This window comes from Pseudomonas sp. Irchel 3H9 (genome assembly GCF_900187495.1).
GTDB classification, from domain to species: Bacteria; Pseudomonadota; Gammaproteobacteria; order Pseudomonadales; family Pseudomonadaceae; genus Aquipseudomonas; species Aquipseudomonas sivasensis.
This window is the reverse complement of record NZ_FYDK01000008.1, coordinates 97,854-114,817: the sequence shown is the minus strand read 5'-3', so window position 1 is coordinate 114,817 and position 16,964 is coordinate 97,854. Positions and strand designations below refer to the sequence as shown.

At 60.9% G+C, this 16,964-nt stretch carries 18 protein-coding genes; 5 read left to right on the top strand and 13 right to left on the bottom strand.

Translation table 11 applies throughout. The features are described from left to right. Window positions 1-48: 48 nt before the first annotated feature. The 4 genes from lptE to CKW32_RS24495 all read left to right on the top strand — a co-directional run bounded on the left by lptE (window position 49) and on the right by CKW32_RS24495 (window position 3,511). Window positions 49-654, top strand: coding sequence for an LPS assembly lipoprotein LptE (gene lptE, locus CKW32_RS24510; protein WP_032884603.1), 606 nt, complete (start codon window positions 49-51; stop codon window positions 652-654). 39 nt (window positions 655-693) lie between these two features. Further along, a complete protein-coding gene (gene holA, locus CKW32_RS24505) occupies window positions 694-1,731 on the top strand; it encodes a DNA polymerase III subunit delta (RefSeq protein ID WP_005791737.1) in 1,038 nt (345 codons plus the stop codon). Window positions 1,732-1,959: 228 nt separating this feature from the next. Further along, on the top strand, window positions 1,960-2,124 hold the full coding sequence (arfA, locus tag CKW32_RS24500) for an alternative ribosome rescue factor ArfA (RefSeq protein ID WP_003176285.1): 165 nt from the start codon (window positions 1,960-1,962) through the stop codon (window positions 2,122-2,124). A 61-nt stretch (window positions 2,125-2,185) separates the two neighbouring features. Further along, window positions 2,186-3,511, top strand: coding sequence for a lytic murein transglycosylase (locus tag CKW32_RS24495; RefSeq protein ID WP_095186207.1), 1,326 nt, complete (start codon window positions 2,186-2,188; stop codon window positions 3,509-3,511). 120 nt (window positions 3,512-3,631) lie between these two features. On the opposite strand, the gene CKW32_RS24490 is transcribed toward CKW32_RS24495, so the two are convergent. The 13 genes from CKW32_RS24490 to CKW32_RS24430 all read right to left on the bottom strand — a co-directional run bounded on the left by CKW32_RS24490 (window position 3,632) and on the right by CKW32_RS24430 (window position 16,093). Further along, the gene (locus CKW32_RS24490; protein ID WP_095186206.1) at window positions 3,632-4,552 is read right to left on the bottom strand and encodes an LD-carboxypeptidase; all 921 of its coding nucleotides are present in this window, start codon (window positions 4,550-4,552) and stop codon (window positions 3,632-3,634) included. Window positions 4,553-4,691: 139 nt separating this feature from the next. Further along, window positions 4,692-5,693: a lipoyl synthase gene (gene lipA, locus CKW32_RS24485; RefSeq protein ID WP_162163623.1), complete on the bottom strand. Its 1,002-nt coding sequence runs from the start codon at window positions 5,691-5,693 to the stop codon at window positions 4,692-4,694. A 26-nt stretch (window positions 5,694-5,719) separates the two neighbouring features. After that, the gene (gene lipB, locus CKW32_RS24480; protein ID WP_032884599.1) at window positions 5,720-6,367 is read right to left on the bottom strand and encodes a lipoyl(octanoyl) transferase LipB; all 648 of its coding nucleotides are present in this window, start codon (window positions 6,365-6,367) and stop codon (window positions 5,720-5,722) included. Beyond that, on the bottom strand, window positions 6,367-6,642 hold the full coding sequence (locus CKW32_RS24475) for a DUF493 domain-containing protein (RefSeq protein ID WP_032884598.1): 276 nt from the start codon (window positions 6,640-6,642) through the stop codon (window positions 6,367-6,369). The genes lipB and CKW32_RS24475 overlap by 1 nt, the downstream gene beginning before the upstream one ends. A gap of 84 nt (window positions 6,643-6,726) precedes the next feature. Continuing rightward, complete coding sequence (locus tag CKW32_RS24470) at window positions 6,727-7,884, bottom strand: D-alanyl-D-alanine carboxypeptidase family protein (protein WP_032884597.1); 1,158 nt, start codon at window positions 7,882-7,884, stop codon at window positions 6,727-6,729. Window positions 7,885-8,064: 180 nt separating this feature from the next. After that, window positions 8,065-9,066, bottom strand: coding sequence for a septal ring lytic transglycosylase RlpA family protein (locus CKW32_RS24465; RefSeq protein WP_032884596.1), 1,002 nt, complete (start codon window positions 9,064-9,066; stop codon window positions 8,065-8,067). Continuing rightward, a complete protein-coding gene (gene mltB, locus CKW32_RS24460; RefSeq protein ID WP_032884595.1) occupies window positions 9,066-10,076 on the bottom strand; it encodes a lytic murein transglycosylase B in 1,011 nt (336 codons plus the stop codon). Before mltB ends, CKW32_RS24465 begins: the two co-directional genes overlap by 1 nt. Window positions 10,077-10,093: 17 nt before the next feature. Further along, window positions 10,094-11,197, bottom strand: coding sequence for a rod shape-determining protein RodA (gene rodA / locus CKW32_RS24455; protein ID WP_050442794.1), 1,104 nt, complete (start codon window positions 11,195-11,197; stop codon window positions 10,094-10,096). Window positions 11,198-11,228: 31 nt separating this feature from the next. Further along, window positions 11,229-13,127, bottom strand: coding sequence for a penicillin-binding protein 2 (gene mrdA / locus CKW32_RS24450; protein WP_032884594.1), 1,899 nt, complete (start codon window positions 13,125-13,127; stop codon window positions 11,229-11,231). 15 nt (window positions 13,128-13,142) lie between these two features. Continuing rightward, window positions 13,143-13,610, bottom strand: a complete 468-nt coding sequence (gene rlmH / locus CKW32_RS24445) for a 23S rRNA (pseudouridine(1915)-N(3))-methyltransferase RlmH (RefSeq protein ID WP_003176297.1) — start codon at window positions 13,608-13,610, stop codon at window positions 13,143-13,145. A 9-nt stretch (window positions 13,611-13,619) separates the two neighbouring features. Next, complete coding sequence (rsfS, locus tag CKW32_RS24440) at window positions 13,620-14,114, bottom strand: ribosome silencing factor (RefSeq protein WP_003176298.1); 495 nt, start codon at window positions 14,112-14,114, stop codon at window positions 13,620-13,622. Window positions 14,115-14,183: 69 nt separating this feature from the next. After that, a complete protein-coding gene (gene nadD / locus CKW32_RS24435) occupies window positions 14,184-14,828 on the bottom strand; it encodes a nicotinate-nucleotide adenylyltransferase (RefSeq protein ID WP_095186205.1) in 645 nt (214 codons plus the stop codon). Continuing rightward, on the bottom strand, window positions 14,828-16,093 hold the full coding sequence (locus CKW32_RS24430; RefSeq protein ID WP_095186204.1) for a glutamate-5-semialdehyde dehydrogenase: 1,266 nt from the start codon (window positions 16,091-16,093) through the stop codon (window positions 14,828-14,830). The genes nadD and CKW32_RS24430 overlap by 1 nt, the downstream gene beginning before the upstream one ends. Window positions 16,094-16,267: 174 nt before the next feature. Between CKW32_RS24430 and CKW32_RS24425 the strand changes: the two genes are divergently transcribed. Then, window positions 16,268-16,951: a DNA-3-methyladenine glycosylase gene (locus tag CKW32_RS24425; RefSeq protein ID WP_095186266.1), complete on the top strand. Its 684-nt coding sequence runs from the start codon at window positions 16,268-16,270 to the stop codon at window positions 16,949-16,951. The last annotated feature ends 13 nt before the right edge of the window (window positions 16,952-16,964 follow it).

The following is a 16,964-nucleotide window of genomic DNA, read 5'->3' as shown; positions in this document are numbered from 1 at the left end:
CCTTCAAGGCCTCGATAAGGCCCACATGGTTTCAAGGGGAGCAACAAAATGATCAAACGCAATCTGCTGGTTATGGGCCTTGCCGTGCTACTGAGCGCTTGCGGCTTCCAGCTGCGCGGCACCGGCACCAATGACCTGACGATCAAGGAACTGGATGTCAGCGCGCGCGACGCCTACAGCGAAACCGTGACCCAGTTGCGCCAGGTCCTGGAAAACAACGGGGTACACGTCTACACCGGCGCAACCTACAAGCTGTTCCTGGCGAACGAAAAAGAAACCCAGCGCAACCTGAGCTACGCCAGCGCAGGGCGCGCCTCGGATATCGAACTGAGCACTGTGCTCAGCTTTGAAATCCAGGGCCGCGACCACCTGCCATTGATGGGTGACAACATCCAGGTGCAGAAAATCGTCAGCCACGATGGCAACAACCTGGTGGGCTCGGATGCCGAAATCATCCAGGTCCGCAAGGAAATGCGTCGTGATCTGGTGCAACGCGTAGTCTTGCGCCTGTCGATGCTGACCCCGGAGAAGCTGGAAACCTTGCAGCAAGCCGCAGACAACAAGGCCAAGGCTGACGCCGATGCGCTGAAAGCTGCGAAAGAGTACGAAGACAACACGCCGAAACAATCGCCTGTTGAAGTACCTGTCGAGTAAGCCAGACGGGGCGCCCCAGGCGCCCCGCTCTACCTGCCTATGAAACTCGCCCCCGCCCAACTCGCCAAACACCTGCAAGGTGGCCTCGCGCCTGTCTACATCGTCAGCGGTGATGACCCGCTGCTGTGCCAGGAAGCCGCCGACGCCATCCGTACCGCCGCACGCCAGCAGGGCTTCGATGAACGCCAGGTATTCAGCGCCGACGCCAGTTTCGACTGGGGCACGCTGCTGCAAGCCGGCGCGAGCATGTCGCTATTCGCCGAAAAACGCCTGCTTGAGCTGCGTCTGCCATCGGGCAAGCCTGGTGATAAAGGCGCGGCGGCACTGATGGAATACTGCTCACGTCCCGCTGAAGATACGGTCTTGCTGATCAGCCTGCCCAAACTCGACGGCAGCGCGCAGAAGACCAAGTGGGGCAAGGCCCTGGTGGAAGGGGCGCAGACCCAGTTCATCCAGATATGGCCGGTGGACAGCAATCAGCTGCCGCAGTGGATTCGCCAGCGCCTGTCACAATCGGGGCTGGCCGCAACGCAAGACGCCGTTGAGCTGATCGCCGCCCGGGTCGAGGGCAACTTGCTTGCCGCCGCTCAGGAGATCGAAAAGCTCAAGCTGATGGCCGAAGACGGGCAGATTACCGTCGAAACGGTACAAGGCGCCGTGGCGGACAGTGCACGTTTTGACGTATTCGGGCTGGTGGATGCAATCCTCAACGGCGAACCCGCCCACGCCCTGCGCATGCTCGAAGGCCTGCGTGGCGAAGGGGTCGAGCCACCTGTGATTCTCTGGGCCCTGGCCCGAGAGCTTCGGGTATTGGCCAATATTGCCCTGCAGTACAGCCAAGGCACGCCGCTGGACAAGTGCTTCAGCCAGGCTCGGCCACCGGTGTGGGACAAGCGTAAACCCCTGATGAGCAAAGCCCTTCAACGGCACTCGGCGCAACGCTGGGCACAACTGTTGCTGGAGGCACAGCGCATTGATGCACAGATCAAGGGCCAGGCGGCGGGTTCACCGTGGATGAGCCTCAGCCGTTTGTCGTTGTTGATGGCCGGTCAGCGCCTGACACTTCCAGCCGAATAATCCTAGTTTCCAAACACCACAGAACCAATGTGGGAGGGGGCTTGCTCCCGATGGCGGCGCTGAAGTCGACACATGTATTGACTGAAACACCACCATCGAGGGCAAGCCCCCTCCCACACGTCCTATCGCGTACGCAATGAAATCTCCTACCCGCCGCCGGGCTTTACAGCTGTCCAACTTCGGCAGATGATTTGCACCGCTGCATCACATCTTAGGAGAGCATCGACCATGAGCAAAAAGCCATCCAAGCATGGCCCCAACAAGGCCAAATCCATCATCGCCCAGCCACTGTTCCGCAGCCGTCAGGAACGCGCCGGCAAGGGCAAGGGCAGCTACCGCCGCGAAGCCTTCCAGTCTAATAGCTGGGAGGCTTCTTACTTTCTGGCTGCCTGAAGGCAAGCGCCCCTCTGGCATGATAAGGTCAGCGTCTGATTTGTAATCCCTGGACCTGTGCATGCCCTCTCGTCTTTCCCGTCATTGGCACCTTCGCCAACTGATCGCTGCCTCCAGCCTCATTCTGCTTGTCGCCTGTGCGGAAAAACCTACCGCCGCCGACGCCCAACCGTTGCCAAAGCTCCAAACCGCACCCGTTGTAGCGCCCGCCGTCGTGGCCCCGCTGGCCGTGGACAATCTCGATATCCAACCGACCCAAACCTTCGCCGAATGGCAGGCGGGTTTCCGCGCGCAAGCCCTGCAGGCCGGCATTACCGCCGCCGTGTTCGACAATGCCTTCGCCAATGTCACCCCCGACATGGCGGTGATCCGCGCCGACCGCAGCCAGCCGGAGTTTTCCCGCCCGGTGTGGGAATACCTCGACGGTGCCCTATCGCCGTTGCGTGTGCGTAATGGCCAGGCACTGCTAATCAAATATGCCGACATCCTGCAAAGCATCGAGCAACGTTATGGCGTCGACCGCCAAGCGTTGGTGTCGGTGTGGGGCATGGAGAGTAACTTCGGCCAGTTCCAGGGCAACAATTCGGTAATCCGCTCCCTGGCGACCCTGGCCTATGAAGGCCGACGCCCAGCCTTTGCACAGGCGCAATTGCTGGCGGCACTGCAGATCATCCAACACGGCGATATCCAGGCCGACCAGATGAAAGGCTCCTGGGCAGGCGCTATGGGCCAGACCCAATTTATCCCGACCACCTACAACACCCACGCAGTGGACTTCGACGGCGACGGTCGCCGCGATATCTGGAATAGCCCGGCCGACGCCCTCGCCTCCACTGCGCACTACCTGCAAAGCTCCGGCTGGCAGAAAGGCCAGCCTTGGGGGTTCGAGGTGAAACAACTGCCAGCGAACTTCGATTACGCCCTGGCCGATGGCGGCACCCGCAAAACCGTCGCTGAGTGGCTGAAACTGGGCGTGCAGCTGCCGCCGGGCGCCAGCATGCCAAGCAATGTCGACCAACTCTCCGCCGCCCTGCTGCTGCCTGCGGGCTATCGCGGCCCGGCGTTCCTGGTGCTGGATAACTTCCGCGCCATCCTCAAGTACAACAACTCATCGTCCTACGCGCTGGCGGTTGGCCTGTTGTCGGAGCGGTTTGGTGGCGGTGGCGTGATTCGTGGCGAGTGGCCGAAAGATGAGCTGCCACTGAGCCGATCCCAGCGCATTGATTTGCAGACGGCGTTGAGTGCCAATGGCTATGACGCGGGCAACCCGGATGGGATTATCGGCGCCAACACCCGTAAGGCGATTCGTGCGGCGCAGCAGGCGCTGGGCTGGCCGGCGGATGGGTATCCGACGGTGAAATTGCTGGAGTCGCTGCAGAACCGTTAGATCTGCTTATGGCGACTATCGCTATCGGGGGCAAGCCCCCTCCCACATTTTGATTTGTGAATACATTCAAGTGTGGGAGGGGGCTTGCCCCCGATGGCGGTTTGGCAGGCACCAACAGATTCAGGGTTTGAACACCACATCCTGCTCTAACACCACCCGCTTCTCCCCTGCATCCAAACGCACCAACGCGCCCATCGGCACAGTAAGATTGGGATCGCAATGCCCGCTGCGCCAACCGGACAGCACCGGAATGCGCAACGGCTCGAACGTCTGCTTCAGCAGGCGCTCCAGCGCAGCGTTATCCACCCCCGCCACATCCCCCACCAGCACACCCGCAACCTGGGCCAATTTACCGGCCAGGCGCAAGTGCGTCAGCAACCGGTCAATGCGGTAGATCGGCTCGTTGACGTCTTCGATAAACAGGATGATGCCTTCAGCGTCGAGTTCGTAAGGCGTCCCCATGACCGCCGCAATCATCGACAGATTACCTCCCAGCAAGCGCCCACAGGCAATGCCAGGCTCGATCGTGGTCAGCGGGTACGCCACCGGGTGCGACAGCACACTGCCGGCGCCCATTTGTCCGCGCAGAAGGCTGAACAGTGAGGACTCGGTAGGCTGCTGCTTGTCGCCCAGCAGATCGGCATTGAGCATCGGCCCGTGGAAGGTCACGAAGCCGGCGTAGCGGCTGATCGCCAAGTGCAGGGCGGTGATGTCGCTGTAGCCCACGAATGGCTTGGGGTTGGCGCGTAGCAGTTCGAAATCCAGGCTATCGAGCAGACGCGGTGTTCCATAGCCGCCGCGCAGGCAAAAGATAGCGTCGATGTCCGGATCGGCGAAGGCGGCGTGCAGGTCACGCAGGCGCACTGCATCGCTGCCGGCGAGGTAGCCGTCGCGTTCATAGACGCCGGGGGAAACTCGCAGATCGTAGCCGCGCGTGCGCATCCATTGGCCAGCCCTTTCAACGTCCAGCACGGCGGGGCCGGCAGGTGCGATCAGGGCGATGGTGCCTTCAGAACGAAGGGCTGGAACGGCTGCTGTCATACACAACTCTCCCTAACTAGCGCGGAACGAAATGTGGGAGGGGGCGTGCCCCCGATTGCGGTGGATCAGCCAGCACATGTAGCGACTGACATACCGCAATCGAGGGCAAGCCCCCTCCCACACTGGATCTAAACCCCTATCAGGAAACCAGGCTTGCCTTGACCAACTTGGCTTGTTCGTCAGCGTGGTACGAAGAGCGTACCAACGGGCCCGAGGCGACGTTCTTGAAGCCCATCTTGTAGCCTTCCTCGGCGAACCAGGCGAAGGTGTCCGGGTGCACGAAACGCTGCACCGGCAAGTGGCTGCGCGACGGTTGCAGGTACTGGCCCAGGGTCAGCATGTCGATGTCGTGTTCGCGCATGCGTTTCATGACTTCGATGACTTCTTCGTCGGTTTCGCCCAGGCCCAGCATCAGGCCGGATTTGGTCGGAATGTGCGGCATCATCTGCTTGAATTTCTGCAGCAGGGTCAGCGACCACTGGTAGTCCGAACCCGGACGCGCAGCCTTGTAAAGGCGTGGCACGGTTTCCAGGTTGTGGTTGAACACATCCGGTGGCTCGGCGGCGGTGATTTCCAGCGCCACGTCCATACGGCCACGGTAGTCCGGGACCAGGGTTTCGAGCATCACGTTCGGCGACAGTTTGCGGATTTCGCGGATACAGTCGGCAAAGTGCTGTGCACCGCCGTCACGCAAGTCGTCGCGGTCCACCGAGGTAATCACTACATATTTGAGTTTCAGGTCGGCGATGGCGATGGCCAGGCTTTCCGGCTCGTTCACGTCCAGTGGCTTCGGCCGGCCATGGCCAACGTCGCAGAACGGGCAACGACGGGTGCAGATGTCACCCATGATCATGAACGTGGCGGTTCCGCCGGAGAAGCATTCGCCCAGGTTCGGGCAAGAGGCCTCTTCGCATACGCTGTGCAGCTTGTGTTTGCGCAGCAGGGCCTTGATACGGTCGACTTCCGGCGAAACCGGGATACGCACGCGAATCCAGTCGGGTTTCTTCGGAAGTTCGGTGGTCGGAATGATCTTCACCGGGATGCGTGCAACCTTCTCGGCGCCGCGCAGCTTGACGCCGGCTTCCACCTTGGCACGCGGGGCCGGGGCCGGACGCTCGGTAACGTCCAGCGTCGGGATCATGGTTTGCACTGCATCAGTAGTCATAATCAGTCGATTCCGCCCGTTAGGGTCGTCTGCTCAGCATAGTCGAGGTGTTTGACGAGCTGCGCGCGCAGCCGGGCACTTACCTCGGCAAATTTAATCGGTGTAGCGTGTTCGCTCAGTTGGGTCATCGCCAACCCGGCATAGCCGCACGGGTTGATCCGCCGAAACGGGGCCAAGTCCATGTCCACGTTCAGGGCCAGGCCATGAAAGGAACATCCGTGACGAATCCGAAGCCCCAGGGAGGCGATTTTCGCGCCATCCACATACACACCGGGAGCATCAGGCTTGGCCGCGGCGGTCACGCCATAACTGGCCAGCAACTCGACCAGACAAGCCTCTATCCGGCTGACCAGATCGCGCACGCCGAATCCCAGCTTGCGCACGTCCAGCAACAGATAAGCGACCAACTGGCCGGGGCCATGGTAAGTCACTTGGCCACCTCGGTCGACCTGCACCACCGGAATATCCCCCGGCAGCAGCAAATGCTCAGCCTTGCCAGCCTGGCCCTGGGTGAACACCGGCGGGTGTTCCACCAGCCAGATCTCATCGGGGGCCGAGGTGCCACGCTCGTTGGTGAACCGTTGCATGGCGTGCCAGACAGGCTCGTAGGCCATCTGGCCGAGCTCGCGAAAGCCCAGGACCTCTGGCATCACAGCACCATGTGCACGAAGCCGGTGGCCCGCAGTTCGCTGTTGATGTCGTAGAGCTGGTCCTGGCCGGTCGCAACGATGTGCAACTGGATAGTCGTGTATTTACCGGTGGTGCTGGATCGCTCATCCACTCGGTTATCGTTGATCGTCGCGTGTTTACGCACGATCTCAAGAATCGTGTCCTTGCGGCCAACACCCGTGTCGCTGATCACCTTGATCGGGTAATCGACCACCGGGAATTCGATCTTGGGTGCCTTTACTTCGGTATCGGTCATGGCGTAACGGCCTCGTAAGCGGTAAGCCGTGGCGACGGCAAAGCCCCGCGTCGGATCAACGCGGGGCTTTGCAGGTGCACACTATCAGTTGAACAAGCCGTAGAAGAATAGACGGATGCTATCCCACACGCGGCGGAAGATACCACCTTCGTCGACAGCGTCCAGCGCGATCAGGTCAGCGCTGTGCACCACCTTGTCGTCCAGTTTCACTTCGACTTTACCGATCACGTCACCCTTGGCGATTGGAGCAACCAATTGCGGGTTCATGGTCATGCTGGCAGCGAGCTTTTTCAGCTGGCCTTTAGGCATGGTCAGGGTCAGGTCTTCAGCCAGGCCGGCCTTGACTTGAGAGGTTGCGCCCTTCCATACCGGCGCGGTCGCCAGTTCAGCACCCTTCTGATAGAAGGTCTGGGTTTCGAAGAAGCGGAAACCATAGGTCAGCAGCTTTTGCGTTTCGGCCGCACGGGCCTGCTCGCTGTTTGTGCCGAATACCACTGCAATCAGGCGCTGGCCGTCACGAACAGCGGACGACACCATGCAATAGCCAGCCTCTTCGGTGTGGCCGGTTTTCAGGCCATCAACGGTCTTGTCGCGCCACAACAACAGGTTGCGGTTAGGCTGCTTGATGTTGTTCCAGAAGAACTCCTTCTGGGAGTAAATCGCGTAGTGCACCGGGTCAACACGAATGATCGCGCGGGCCAGGATCGCCATGTCGTGAGCCGACGAGTAGTGCTCAGGGTTTGGCAAACCAGTCGGATTCATGAAGTGGCTGTTGGTCATGCCCAGGTCGGCCACGGTTTTGTTCATCATGTCGGCGAATGCATCTTCGCTGCCGGCGATGTGCTCGGCCAGCGCGACGCTGGCGTCGTTACCGGACTGGATGATGATGCCGTGCAGCAGGTCACTTACGGTGACTTGCGAGCCCACCTTGATGAACATGCGCGAACCGCCGGTACGCCAGGCGTTTTCGCTGACGGTCACCGGGTCGTTCTCGCCGATCTGGCCGCGACGGATTTCCAGGGTCGCGATGTAGGCGGTCATCAGCTTGGTCAGGCTGGCTGGCGGCAGGCGTTGGTCACCGTTGCTCTCTACCAGCACGTTGCCGCTGGCAGCGTCCATCAGGACCCACGCCTTAGCGGCCAGTTGCGGTGAAGCCGGCACCATTTCAACCGCCCAGGCGGCCGGGGTGATGATCAGCGAGATAAGCAGGCACGTGCGTTTGGCTAAGGTGGTGATGTTCATCCGTCTCTCGAAATTGCTTATGGAAACTTGCCCTCGCGGGCAAAACTTATTCAGACAGCCCGCTACCAGACTGTCACGTGTTCGGTTGCCCGCTCACCCCTTGCCCCTGGGTTTTTATTGTTCAACGAGCCAACAACCACAGCTCAAACCCGCGCACGGGCCTGAACCATCAATTCTGTGTTATTCGGCGGTGACCACGCTGGGTTGTCCCAGGTTGGCCATGCGCACGCTGTTCTGTACTTGCGCCACTTCGCTCGGCGAGCCGATAGGGCCCATGCGCACGCGGTGCAGGGTTTGCTGGTTACGCACGATGGAGCTGATAAAGACCGGCGCGTTGACCATGCCGCTGAGCTTGGACCTTAACAGTTCTGCCGCATCCGGGTTGGCGAAAGCGCCCACTTGCAGGTATTGCCCGCCAGCGACCGAAGCACCCGGCGCTGCGTGGGGCACGACCACCGTGTCCGGTGCGTGTTGCTGCGGTGGCGGTGTCCACTGTTCGATCTTGCCGGTGGATGCCGTCACTTGCGGCTGCGCACTCTGCGGTTCATTGAGCATCAGTGGGGCGGGCTTGCCACGCTGGGCCCAGTACTGCGCCGGGTCGATACCTTCGACCTTGACCCGCGCCGTACCGGTTTCGGCATAGCCGAGCTTCTTCGCGGCGGCGTAGGACAAATCGATGATCCGGTCCGAATAGAACGGCCCACGGTCGTTGACCCGCAGGATCACCGTGCGGTTATTGTCCAGGTTGGTCACCCGCACATAGCTGGGCAGCGGCAAGGTTTTATGCGCTGCGCTCATGCCATACAGGTCATAGACCTCGCCGTTGGCAGTGTTCTGACCATGGAACTTGGTGCCGTACCAGGACGCCGTGCCCGATTGCACGTAGGTCTTGGATTCCTGCAACGGAAAGTAGGATTTACCCAACACGGTATAGGGGTTCGCCTTGTAAGGGCCGGTGTGCAAGGTGGGCGTGGCATCCGGGATTTTCGACACGTCGACATCCCACCACGGCGCGCCGTCTTTGTGCGCGCGGTTGATGTCCAGGCCTGGCTGGGAACGTACGGCGGTACCGCCGGACTTCTGTGGTGCCGGGCCACGGCTTGTGGAACAACTGACGACCAGCAGGGACAACGCGGCGAACGCCACCAGCTTGAGCGGTTGATTGAACGGCGATGCCCGCATTACTTGTTGCCCCGTGCTTGGACCAGCATGTCTGACAGCTGATGCACGGCCATGGCGTACATCACACTGCGGTTATAACGCGTGATTGCGTAGAAATTCTTCAGGCCCATCCAATATTCAGGGCCATTTTCGCCTTCCAGGCGGAACGCCGTGACCGGCATATCATCGCGTGGCGCATTCTGACTCGACCAGCCCAGCGCCCGCAACTCCCCGACCGTCTTGGCCGGCTCGATGCCCTGGGTCAGGCCTTCATCGGCACGTTCCCCGCTGACGTCGGCGCGAATCACTACGGGCTCGCCGCCCACCCAGCCATGGCGCTTGAAGTAGCTGGCCACGCTGCCAATGGCGTCGTCGGGATTACTCCAGATGTTGATGTGGCCGTCACCGTCAAAATCCACGGCGTAGGCGCGAAAGCTGCTCGGCATGAATTGCGGCAAGCCCATCGCCCCGGCGTAGGAGCCTTTGAGGGTCAGCGGGTCGACCTGCTCTTCGCGGGCCAACAGCAGGAATTCGCGCAGCTCCTTGCGGAAGAAGTCGGCGCGAGGCGGGTAATCGAAGCCCAGGGTCGACAAGGCGTCGATCACCCGATAGCTGCCGGTATTGCGCCCGTAAAAGGTTTCAATGCCGATGATCGCAACAATTACCTGGGCCGGCACGCCGTATTCCTGCTCGGCGCGGGCCAGTACGGCTTCATGCTGGCGCCAGAAGTCCACACCGCGCGCCACGCGGGCGTCGGTGAGAAACATCGGGCGATATTCCTTCCACTGCTTCACGCGTTCGGCGGGGCGGGAGATGGCGTCGAGAATCGCCTGCTTTTTCTGGGCTTCGCGGAACACGCCCATCAGCTGCTCACCTGCGAAACCGTAGTCGCGGGTCATCTCACCGACAAATTCGGCGACCTGGGGTGAACCATCGTAGTCACCGGCCTGCGCCTCTTGCGTTGCGCCCAGTAGCCCAATCAGGCCCATCCAGGACGCATGCCGAGTGGCCCAGCCGCGCATTACTTGCATTGACATCTTCACCTTATTCAAACCTGTGCGATCCACTTGCGATGCGTATGAATCGACATCAAAACCCCAAACGCTGACAGCAATGTCACCAGCGAAGTTCCGCCGTAGCTAATGAACGGCAACGGCACCCCAACCACCGGCAACAGGCCACTGACCATACCGATGTTGACGAAAACATAAACAAAAAAAGTCATGGTCAGGCTGCCTGCGAGCAATTTGCCGAACAACGTCTGTGCCTGTGCGGTAATTACCAGGCCGCGCCCGATCAGCAGCAAATAGATCAGCAACAGTGCGCAGATGCCTACCAGGCCGAACTCTTCGCCCATCACCGCGATAATGAAGTCGGTGTGGCTCTCTGGCAAAAAGTCCAGGTGCGACTGGGTGCCCAGCAGCCAACCCTTGCCAAACACGCCGCCGGAACCGATGGCTGCCTTGGACTGGATGATGTTCCAGCCGGTGCCGAGCGGGTCGCTTTCCGGATCGAGAAACGTGAGGATGCGTTGCTTCTGGTAGTCGTGCATAAAGAAGAACCACATGGCCACGGCCACCGGTACGGCCGCAGCCAGCACACTGAGGATCCAGCGCCAGCGCAAGCCACCCATGAACAGCACGAACGCACCGCCGGCGAGAATCAGCAGCGAGGTGCCGAGGTCCGGCTGACGAACGATCAGGATGAACGGTACGCCAATCAGAATCAGGCTGATGCCTACGTGTTTAAGCTGCGGCGGCAAGGTGCGCTTGGACAGGTACCAGGCAATGGTGGCCGGCATCAGGATCTTCATGAATTCCGACGGCTGGAAGCGAATCACCCCCGGAATGTTGATCCAGCGGGTTGCGCCCATGGCGTTGTGGCCCATCACGTCCACCACCACCAGCAGCAATACACCGGCGACGTAGCCAAGCGGCACCCACCGCGCCATGAAACGCGGCTCCAACTGGGCAATCACCACCATGGACAGCAGGCCCAGGCCAAAAGACGACGCTTGCTTGATCAGAAGGTCCCAGTTCTTGCCGCTGGCCGAATACAGCACAAACAGGCTCCCGGCGGCCAGGGTCAGCAGCAGGATCAGTAACGGGCCATCAATGTGCATGCGCTGCAGCAACGTCGCGCGGCGACGCATCACATCCTCGCTGGAGAGGATGCGGTCAAAATTACTCTTCACTGGCCGTAACCTCGGGGTTTGAAGGGGGGCCGCCATATTCGGGCTTGAGCCTGCCGTCGTCGGCCAACAACCAGGCATCCATCACCTGGCGCACCACGGGAGCGGCAACACCGGAGCCGGACTCGCCGTTCTCCACCATGACGGCCACGACGATTTTCGGGTCGTCTGCCGGAGCAAAACCGACGAACAAGGCGTGGTCGCGGTGGCGCTCCTGGACCTTGGTGCGGTCGTATTTCTCGCCCTGCTTGATCGCGACCACCTGGGCCGTACCGCTCTTGCCGGCAATGCGGTACTGCGCACCGATTGCGGCTTTTCGCGCGGTGCCACGGGCGCCGTGCATCACTTGCTGCATACCATGGTTGACCTTGGTCCAGTCGGACGAGTCGCGCAGCACGATGTCCGGGATCGGGTTGTCATCCACCGGTTTCTCGCCCTCGATGGTCTTGGCCAGGTGCGGGCGATTCCAGATACCTTTGTTGGCCACCAGCGCGGTAGCCTGGGCCAACTGCAACGGGGTGGCCTGCATATAGCCCTGGCCGATGCCGAGGATCAGGGTTTCACCCGGGAACCACGCCTGACGACGGGTCGCACGCTTCCACTCCCGGGACGGCATCAGGCCAGGAGATTCTTCGAACATATCCAGGGAAACTTTCTGACCGAGGCCGAACTTGCCCATGTAGGCAGACAGCCGGTCGATCCCCAGCTTGTGGGCCAGGTCATAGAAATAGGTGTCGTTGGACCGCATGATCGCGGTGTCCAAGTCGACGTAGCCGTCACCGGTGCGGTTCCAGTTACGGTATTTGTGATCGTAGTTGGGCAGCATGTAGTAGCCCGGGTCGTACACGCGACTGGAAGCAGTGACCACGCCTGCATCCAGGCCAGCAATCGCCACCGCGGGCTTGATGGTCGAACCGGGCGGATACAGGCCGCGCAGCACGCGGTTGAACAGCGGTCGGTCGATGGAATCGCGCAACTCGGCGTAGGCCTTGAAGCTGATCCCGGTCACAAACAGGTTAGGGTCGAAACTTGGCTGGCTGACCATGGCCAGGACCTCGCCTGTTTTCGGGTCCAGTGCCACCACCGCGCCACGCCGCCCACCCAAGGCCATCTCCGCCGCTTCCTGCAGCTTGATGTCCAGGCTCAGCACAATGTCCTTGCCGGGAATCGGGTCGGTGCGCTTGAGCACGCGCAATACGCGGCCACGGGCATTGGTCTCTACTTCTTCGTAACCCACCTGGCCGTGCAGTTCCGGCTCGTAGAAACGCTCGATGCCGGTCTTGCCGATATGGTGGGTACCGCTGTAATTGACCGGGTCGAGGCTCTTGAGCTCTTTTTCGTTGATCCGCCCCATGTAGCCGACCGAGTGCGCAAAATGCGCGCCCTGCGGGTAATGACGTACCAACTGCGCCACCACTTCCACCCCCGGCAACCGGAACTGGTTCACCGCGATGCGGGCGATCTGCTCTTCGGTCAGCTCAAACAGGATCGGCACCGGCTCAAAGGGCCGACGCCCCTGCTTCATGCGCTTTTCGAAGATCACTCGGTCTTCCGGCGTCAGTTGCAGCACCTCGACGATGACATCAAGGACTTGCTGCCAATCGCCGGAACGCTCGCGGGTCATGCTCAGGCTGAAGCTGGGCCGGTTATCCGCGACCACCACACCGTTGCGGTCGAAAATAAGCCCACGGGTCGGCGGAATCGGCTGCACATGCACCCGGTTGTTTTCCGACAGCGTGGAGTGGTACTCGTACTGGATCACCTGCAGGAAATACAGGCGGGCGATCAGCACACACATCAGCCCGACGACCAGAATCGCACCAAACACGACCCGAGCGCGTACAAGACGTGCGTCTTTCTCGTGGTCCTTGATGCGGATCGGCTGGGTCATCGGGAGGGGCGCAGACTATTTGTGGTAAGGGTGCCCGGACAGAACTGTCCAGGCGCGATACAGCTGTTCACCGATCAGAATCCTTACCAACGGGTGCGGCAACGTCAGTGCCGACAGCGACCAACGCTGGTCGGCTCGCGCGCAGACTTCTGGCGCCAGCCCTTCCGGGCCACCGACCATGAAGTTGACGGTGCGCGAGTCCAGGCGCCAGCGATCCAGTTCCACCGCCAGTTGCTCGGTGCTCCAGGGTTTGCCGTGCACTTCGAGGGTGACGATGCGCTCGTTGGGGCCGACCTTGGCCAACATGGCTTCGCCTTCCTGACGGATAAAGCGCGCTACGTCGGCATTCTTGCCCCGGGTGTTGAGCGGTATTTCCACCAGTTCCAGCGACAGCTCAGCGGGCAGACGCTTGGCATACTCGTGCCAGCCTTCTTCCACCCACTTGGGCATGCGTGAACCGACAGCGATCAGACGCAGGCGCACAGCCGTTCCTTATTCCTGGTCTTTGTTGAGCTTGTCGAAGTGCGCGTGGCCCACTTCCGGGCTGTGGTGCTTGCCATCAGCGGCACGGCTCTGCTCGGCGCCTTTCCACAGACGCTCCAGGTCATAGAACTGACGGGCGTTGGAGGTCATCATGTGAACGATCACGTCGTCCATGTCCAGCAGCACCCAGTCGCTGTCGCCCTTACCTTCTTCACCCAGTGGCTTGACGCCTTGGGCTTTGACGGCTTCGCGGACCTTGTCCAGCATCGCGCCGATCTGGCGGTTGGAAGTACCAGTGGCGATGATCATGAAGTCGGTGATGCTCTGCTTGTCGCGTACGTCCAGAACCTGAATGTCCTGGGCCTTCACGTCTTCCAGGGCGGCAACGGCGACTTTTACCAGCTCTTCGCCAGCCAGTTCCGGACCAACGTGGGCTTCAACCGGCAGCGGGGCGCTTTTGAACGTGCCTTTGCGTTTTACTTTGCTTACGTCTTTGTTCGTCATAAAAAACTCGTTTTGCTCATATGTTCGGGCGCTCGCTGCACGACTGTTCGTGCGTTCAAGCGCGCCTTTTCAGTTCGACGCACGGTAAAGCCCGTGCGCATCGATGTAGGCCAGGACCGCGTCAGGCACCAGGAAACGTACCGACTTCCCGCTGGCCAGCAGTTGACGGATCTGGGTGGCAGACACCGCAAGCGGGGTCTGCCAGACGAATGCAATATTCCCGTTCGGCCCGGTCAGGGCCAAGGGGTCACTTACCGACCGCGCGGCCAGCAGGTTGCGCAAGGCATCCGGCGGTTCGCTGTCGGCATCCGGGCGTTGCAAAACCAGGATGTGGCAATGCTGGAGGAGTTCCTCCCAGCGATGCCAAGAGGGCAGGCCGCAAAATGCGTCCCAGCCCAAAAGCAGAAACAACTGGTCATCTACGGCCAACTCGGCGCGTATCAGCTCCAGGGTGTCGACAGTGTAGGACGGTTTATCGCGTTTGAGTTCGCGGTCGTCCACCACCAGCGGCGGTATGCCTTCTACGGCAAGGCGCACCATTTCCAGGCGTTGTTGCGGTGACACCTGCGGCGTGTCGCGATGAGGCGGCCGCGCGTTGGGCATCACGCGCAACTCGTCCAGTGCAAGGGCATCTGCGACTTCGAGAGCGCTGCGCAAATGGCCGATGTGCACGGGGTCGAAAGTACCGCCGAGCAGCCCGATGCGTTTAGCCATCAAGTGCGCACATGACCGTCGCCGAACACCACGTACTTCTCGCTGGTCAGACCTTCCAGGCCAACCGGGCCGCGTGCGTGAAGCTTGTCGGTGGAGATGCCGATCTCGGCGCCCAGCCCGTATTCAAAGCCGTCGGCAAAGCGCGTCGAGGCGTTGACCATCACCGAAGCGGAATCCACTTCGTTGAGGAAACGACGCGCATCGCTGAAGTGCTCGGAGACAATCGCGTCGGTGTGCTTGGAGCCGTATGTGTTGATGTGTTCGATGGCCTGATCCAGGTCATCAACGATGCGGATTGACAGGATCGGCGCCGTGTATTCGGTGTACCAGTCCTGTTCAGTCGCTTCGATCACGTCCGCACCCAGCAGCGCGCGGGTGCGTTCGCAGCCGCGCAGTTCCACGCCCTTGTCGCGATAGATGGCAGCCAGCGGCGGCAGCACGCAATCGGCAATGCCGACGTGCACCAGCAGAGTCTCCATGGTGTTGCACGGGGCGTAGCGATGGGTCTTGGCGTTGTCGGCGATGCGGATGGCCTTGTCGATATCGGCGGCGATGTCGATGAACACATGGCATACGCCGTCCAGGTGCTTGATGACCGGAACCTTGGCATCACGGCTGACGCGTTCGATCAGGCTCTTGCCACCGCGCGGTACGATCACGTCGACGAATTCCGGCATGGTGATCAGCGCGCCAACGGCCGCGCGATCGGTGGTTTCCACCACTTGCACCACTTCGGCCGGCAGTTCGGCCACGGCCAGGCCTTGCTGGATGCAGGCGGCAATTGCGCGGTTGGAATTGATCGCCTCGGAACCGCCACGCAGGATGGTGGCATTGCCGGACTTGAGGCACAGGCTCGCGGCGTCAATGGTTACGTTAGGGCGCGACTCATAGATGATGCCGATCACGCCCAGGGGCACGCGCATCTTGCCAACCTGAATACCGGACGGTAGGTAACGCATATCGCGGATTTCACCGATGGGGTCAGGCAGCTTGGCCACCTGACGCAGGCCTTCGATCATGTCGTCGATACGTGCCGGGGTCAGCGCCAGACGGTCCAGCAGGGCCGGTTCCAGGCCATTGGCGCGGCCGTTGGCCAGGTCCAGTTCGTTGGCCGCGGCGAGTTCGGAGCGCGAAGCATCCAGAGCATCAGCGGCGGCCAGCAAGGCACGGTTCTTCTGCGCGGTGCTCGCACGGGCGATCAACCGCGAGGCCTGACGGGCAGCGCGACCCAGGCGGGTCATGTAGTCAAGAACGGACTCAGTCATGGTCAGGGAGTCTTGGCAAAGAGGAAAGCGGCAGATTATAGCTGTGACGCCGCCCGACTGACAGCGGTCAGGGGCGGATGGTCGAAATGAACTGTAAAAACCTGGGGTTCAGCGGTAATTAAGGTGGGAGTTGTTATGATTCCGTCACATTTAGCCGCATTTCCCCTGACCGCCATGCCCAGCTCATCGCCCCAACGCCCCGCCAGCGCCCTGCCCGACGGCTTCTTCGACCGTGACGCGCAAATTCTTGCGCGGGAACTGCTCGGCAAAGTTGTACGCCATCGCGTCGGCGAAATCTGGCTTTCGGCTCGAATTATTGAAACGGAAGCCTATTACGTGGCCGAAAAAGGTAGCCACGCTTCACTCGGCTACACAGAAAAGCGTAAGGCTTTGTTTCTGGATGGCGGCCATATCTACATGTACTACGCCCGTGGCGGCGACTCCCTGAACTTCAGCGCACATGGACCGGGCAATGCCGTATTGATCAAATCGGCCTATCCGTGGGTCGATGACCTTTCCGGCCAGGCGAGCCTCGCGCAGATGCAGTTGAACAACCCGAATGCCGATGGCAGCCCGCGCACCTCGCAGAAGCTGTGCGCCGGCCAAACGTTGTTGTGCAAAGCGCTGGGGCTCAAAGTGCCGATGTGGGACGCCAAGCGCTTCGACCAGGAAAGGCTGTATGTGGAAGATGTCGGCCAGGTACCGACGCAAATCATCCAGACGACCCGCCTGGGCATCCCCAGTGGCCGCGATGAACACCTGATGTACCGTTTTGTCGATGCGGGCTATGCACCGTACTGCACACGGAACCCGCTGCGCCGAGGCCAGGTCGAAGGCCGCGACTATTTTCTGATTTGAATTTTGTGGTGAT

Bases quoted from the DNA above. Each gene is read 5' to 3' on its own strand.
- lptE (WP_032884603.1), top strand. From the start codon at position 49: ATGATCAAACGCAATCTGCTGGTTATGGGCCTTGCCGTGCTACTGAGC.
- holA (WP_005791737.1), top strand. From the start codon at position 694: ATGAAACTCGCCCCCGCCCAACTCGCCAAACACCTGCAAGGTGGCCTC.
- arfA (WP_003176285.1), top strand. From the start codon at position 1,960: ATGAGCAAAAAGCCATCCAAGCATGGCCCCAACAAGGCCAAATCCATC.
- CKW32_RS24495 (WP_095186207.1), top strand. From the start codon at position 2,186: ATGCCCTCTCGTCTTTCCCGTCATTGGCACCTTCGCCAACTGATCGCT.
- CKW32_RS24490 (WP_095186206.1), bottom strand. From the start codon at position 4,552: ATGACAGCAGCCGTTCCAGCCCTTCGTTCTGAAGGCACCATCGCCCTG.
- lipA (WP_162163623.1), bottom strand. From the start codon at position 5,693: ATGATCCCGACGCTGGACGTTACCGAGCGTCCGGCCCCGGCCCCGCGT.
- lipB (WP_032884599.1), bottom strand. From the start codon at position 6,367: ATGCCAGAGGTCCTGGGCTTTCGCGAGCTCGGCCAGATGGCCTACGAG.
- CKW32_RS24475 (WP_032884598.1), bottom strand. From the start codon at position 6,642: ATGACCGATACCGAAGTAAAGGCACCCAAGATCGAATTCCCGGTGGTC.
- CKW32_RS24470 (WP_032884597.1), bottom strand. From the start codon at position 7,884: ATGAACATCACCACCTTAGCCAAACGCACGTGCCTGCTTATCTCGCTG.
- CKW32_RS24465 (WP_032884596.1), bottom strand. From the start codon at position 9,066: ATGCGGGCATCGCCGTTCAATCAACCGCTCAAGCTGGTGGCGTTCGCC.
- mltB (WP_032884595.1), bottom strand. From the start codon at position 10,076: ATGCAAGTAATGCGCGGCTGGGCCACTCGGCATGCGTCCTGGATGGGC.
- rodA (WP_050442794.1), bottom strand. From the start codon at position 11,197: ATGCGTCGCCGCGCGACGTTGCTGCAGCGCATGCACATTGATGGCCCG.
- mrdA (WP_032884594.1), bottom strand. From the start codon at position 13,127: ATGACCCAGCCGATCCGCATCAAGGACCACGAGAAAGACGCACGTCTT.
- rsfS (WP_003176298.1), bottom strand. From the start codon at position 14,114: ATGACGAACAAAGACGTAAGCAAAGTAAAACGCAAAGGCACGTTCAAA.
- nadD (WP_095186205.1), bottom strand. From the start codon at position 14,828: ATGGCTAAACGCATCGGGCTGCTCGGCGGTACTTTCGACCCCGTGCAC.
- CKW32_RS24430 (WP_095186204.1), bottom strand. From the start codon at position 16,093: ATGACTGAGTCCGTTCTTGACTACATGACCCGCCTGGGTCGCGCTGCC.
- CKW32_RS24425 (WP_095186266.1), top strand. From the start codon at position 16,268: ATGCCCAGCTCATCGCCCCAACGCCCCGCCAGCGCCCTGCCCGACGGC.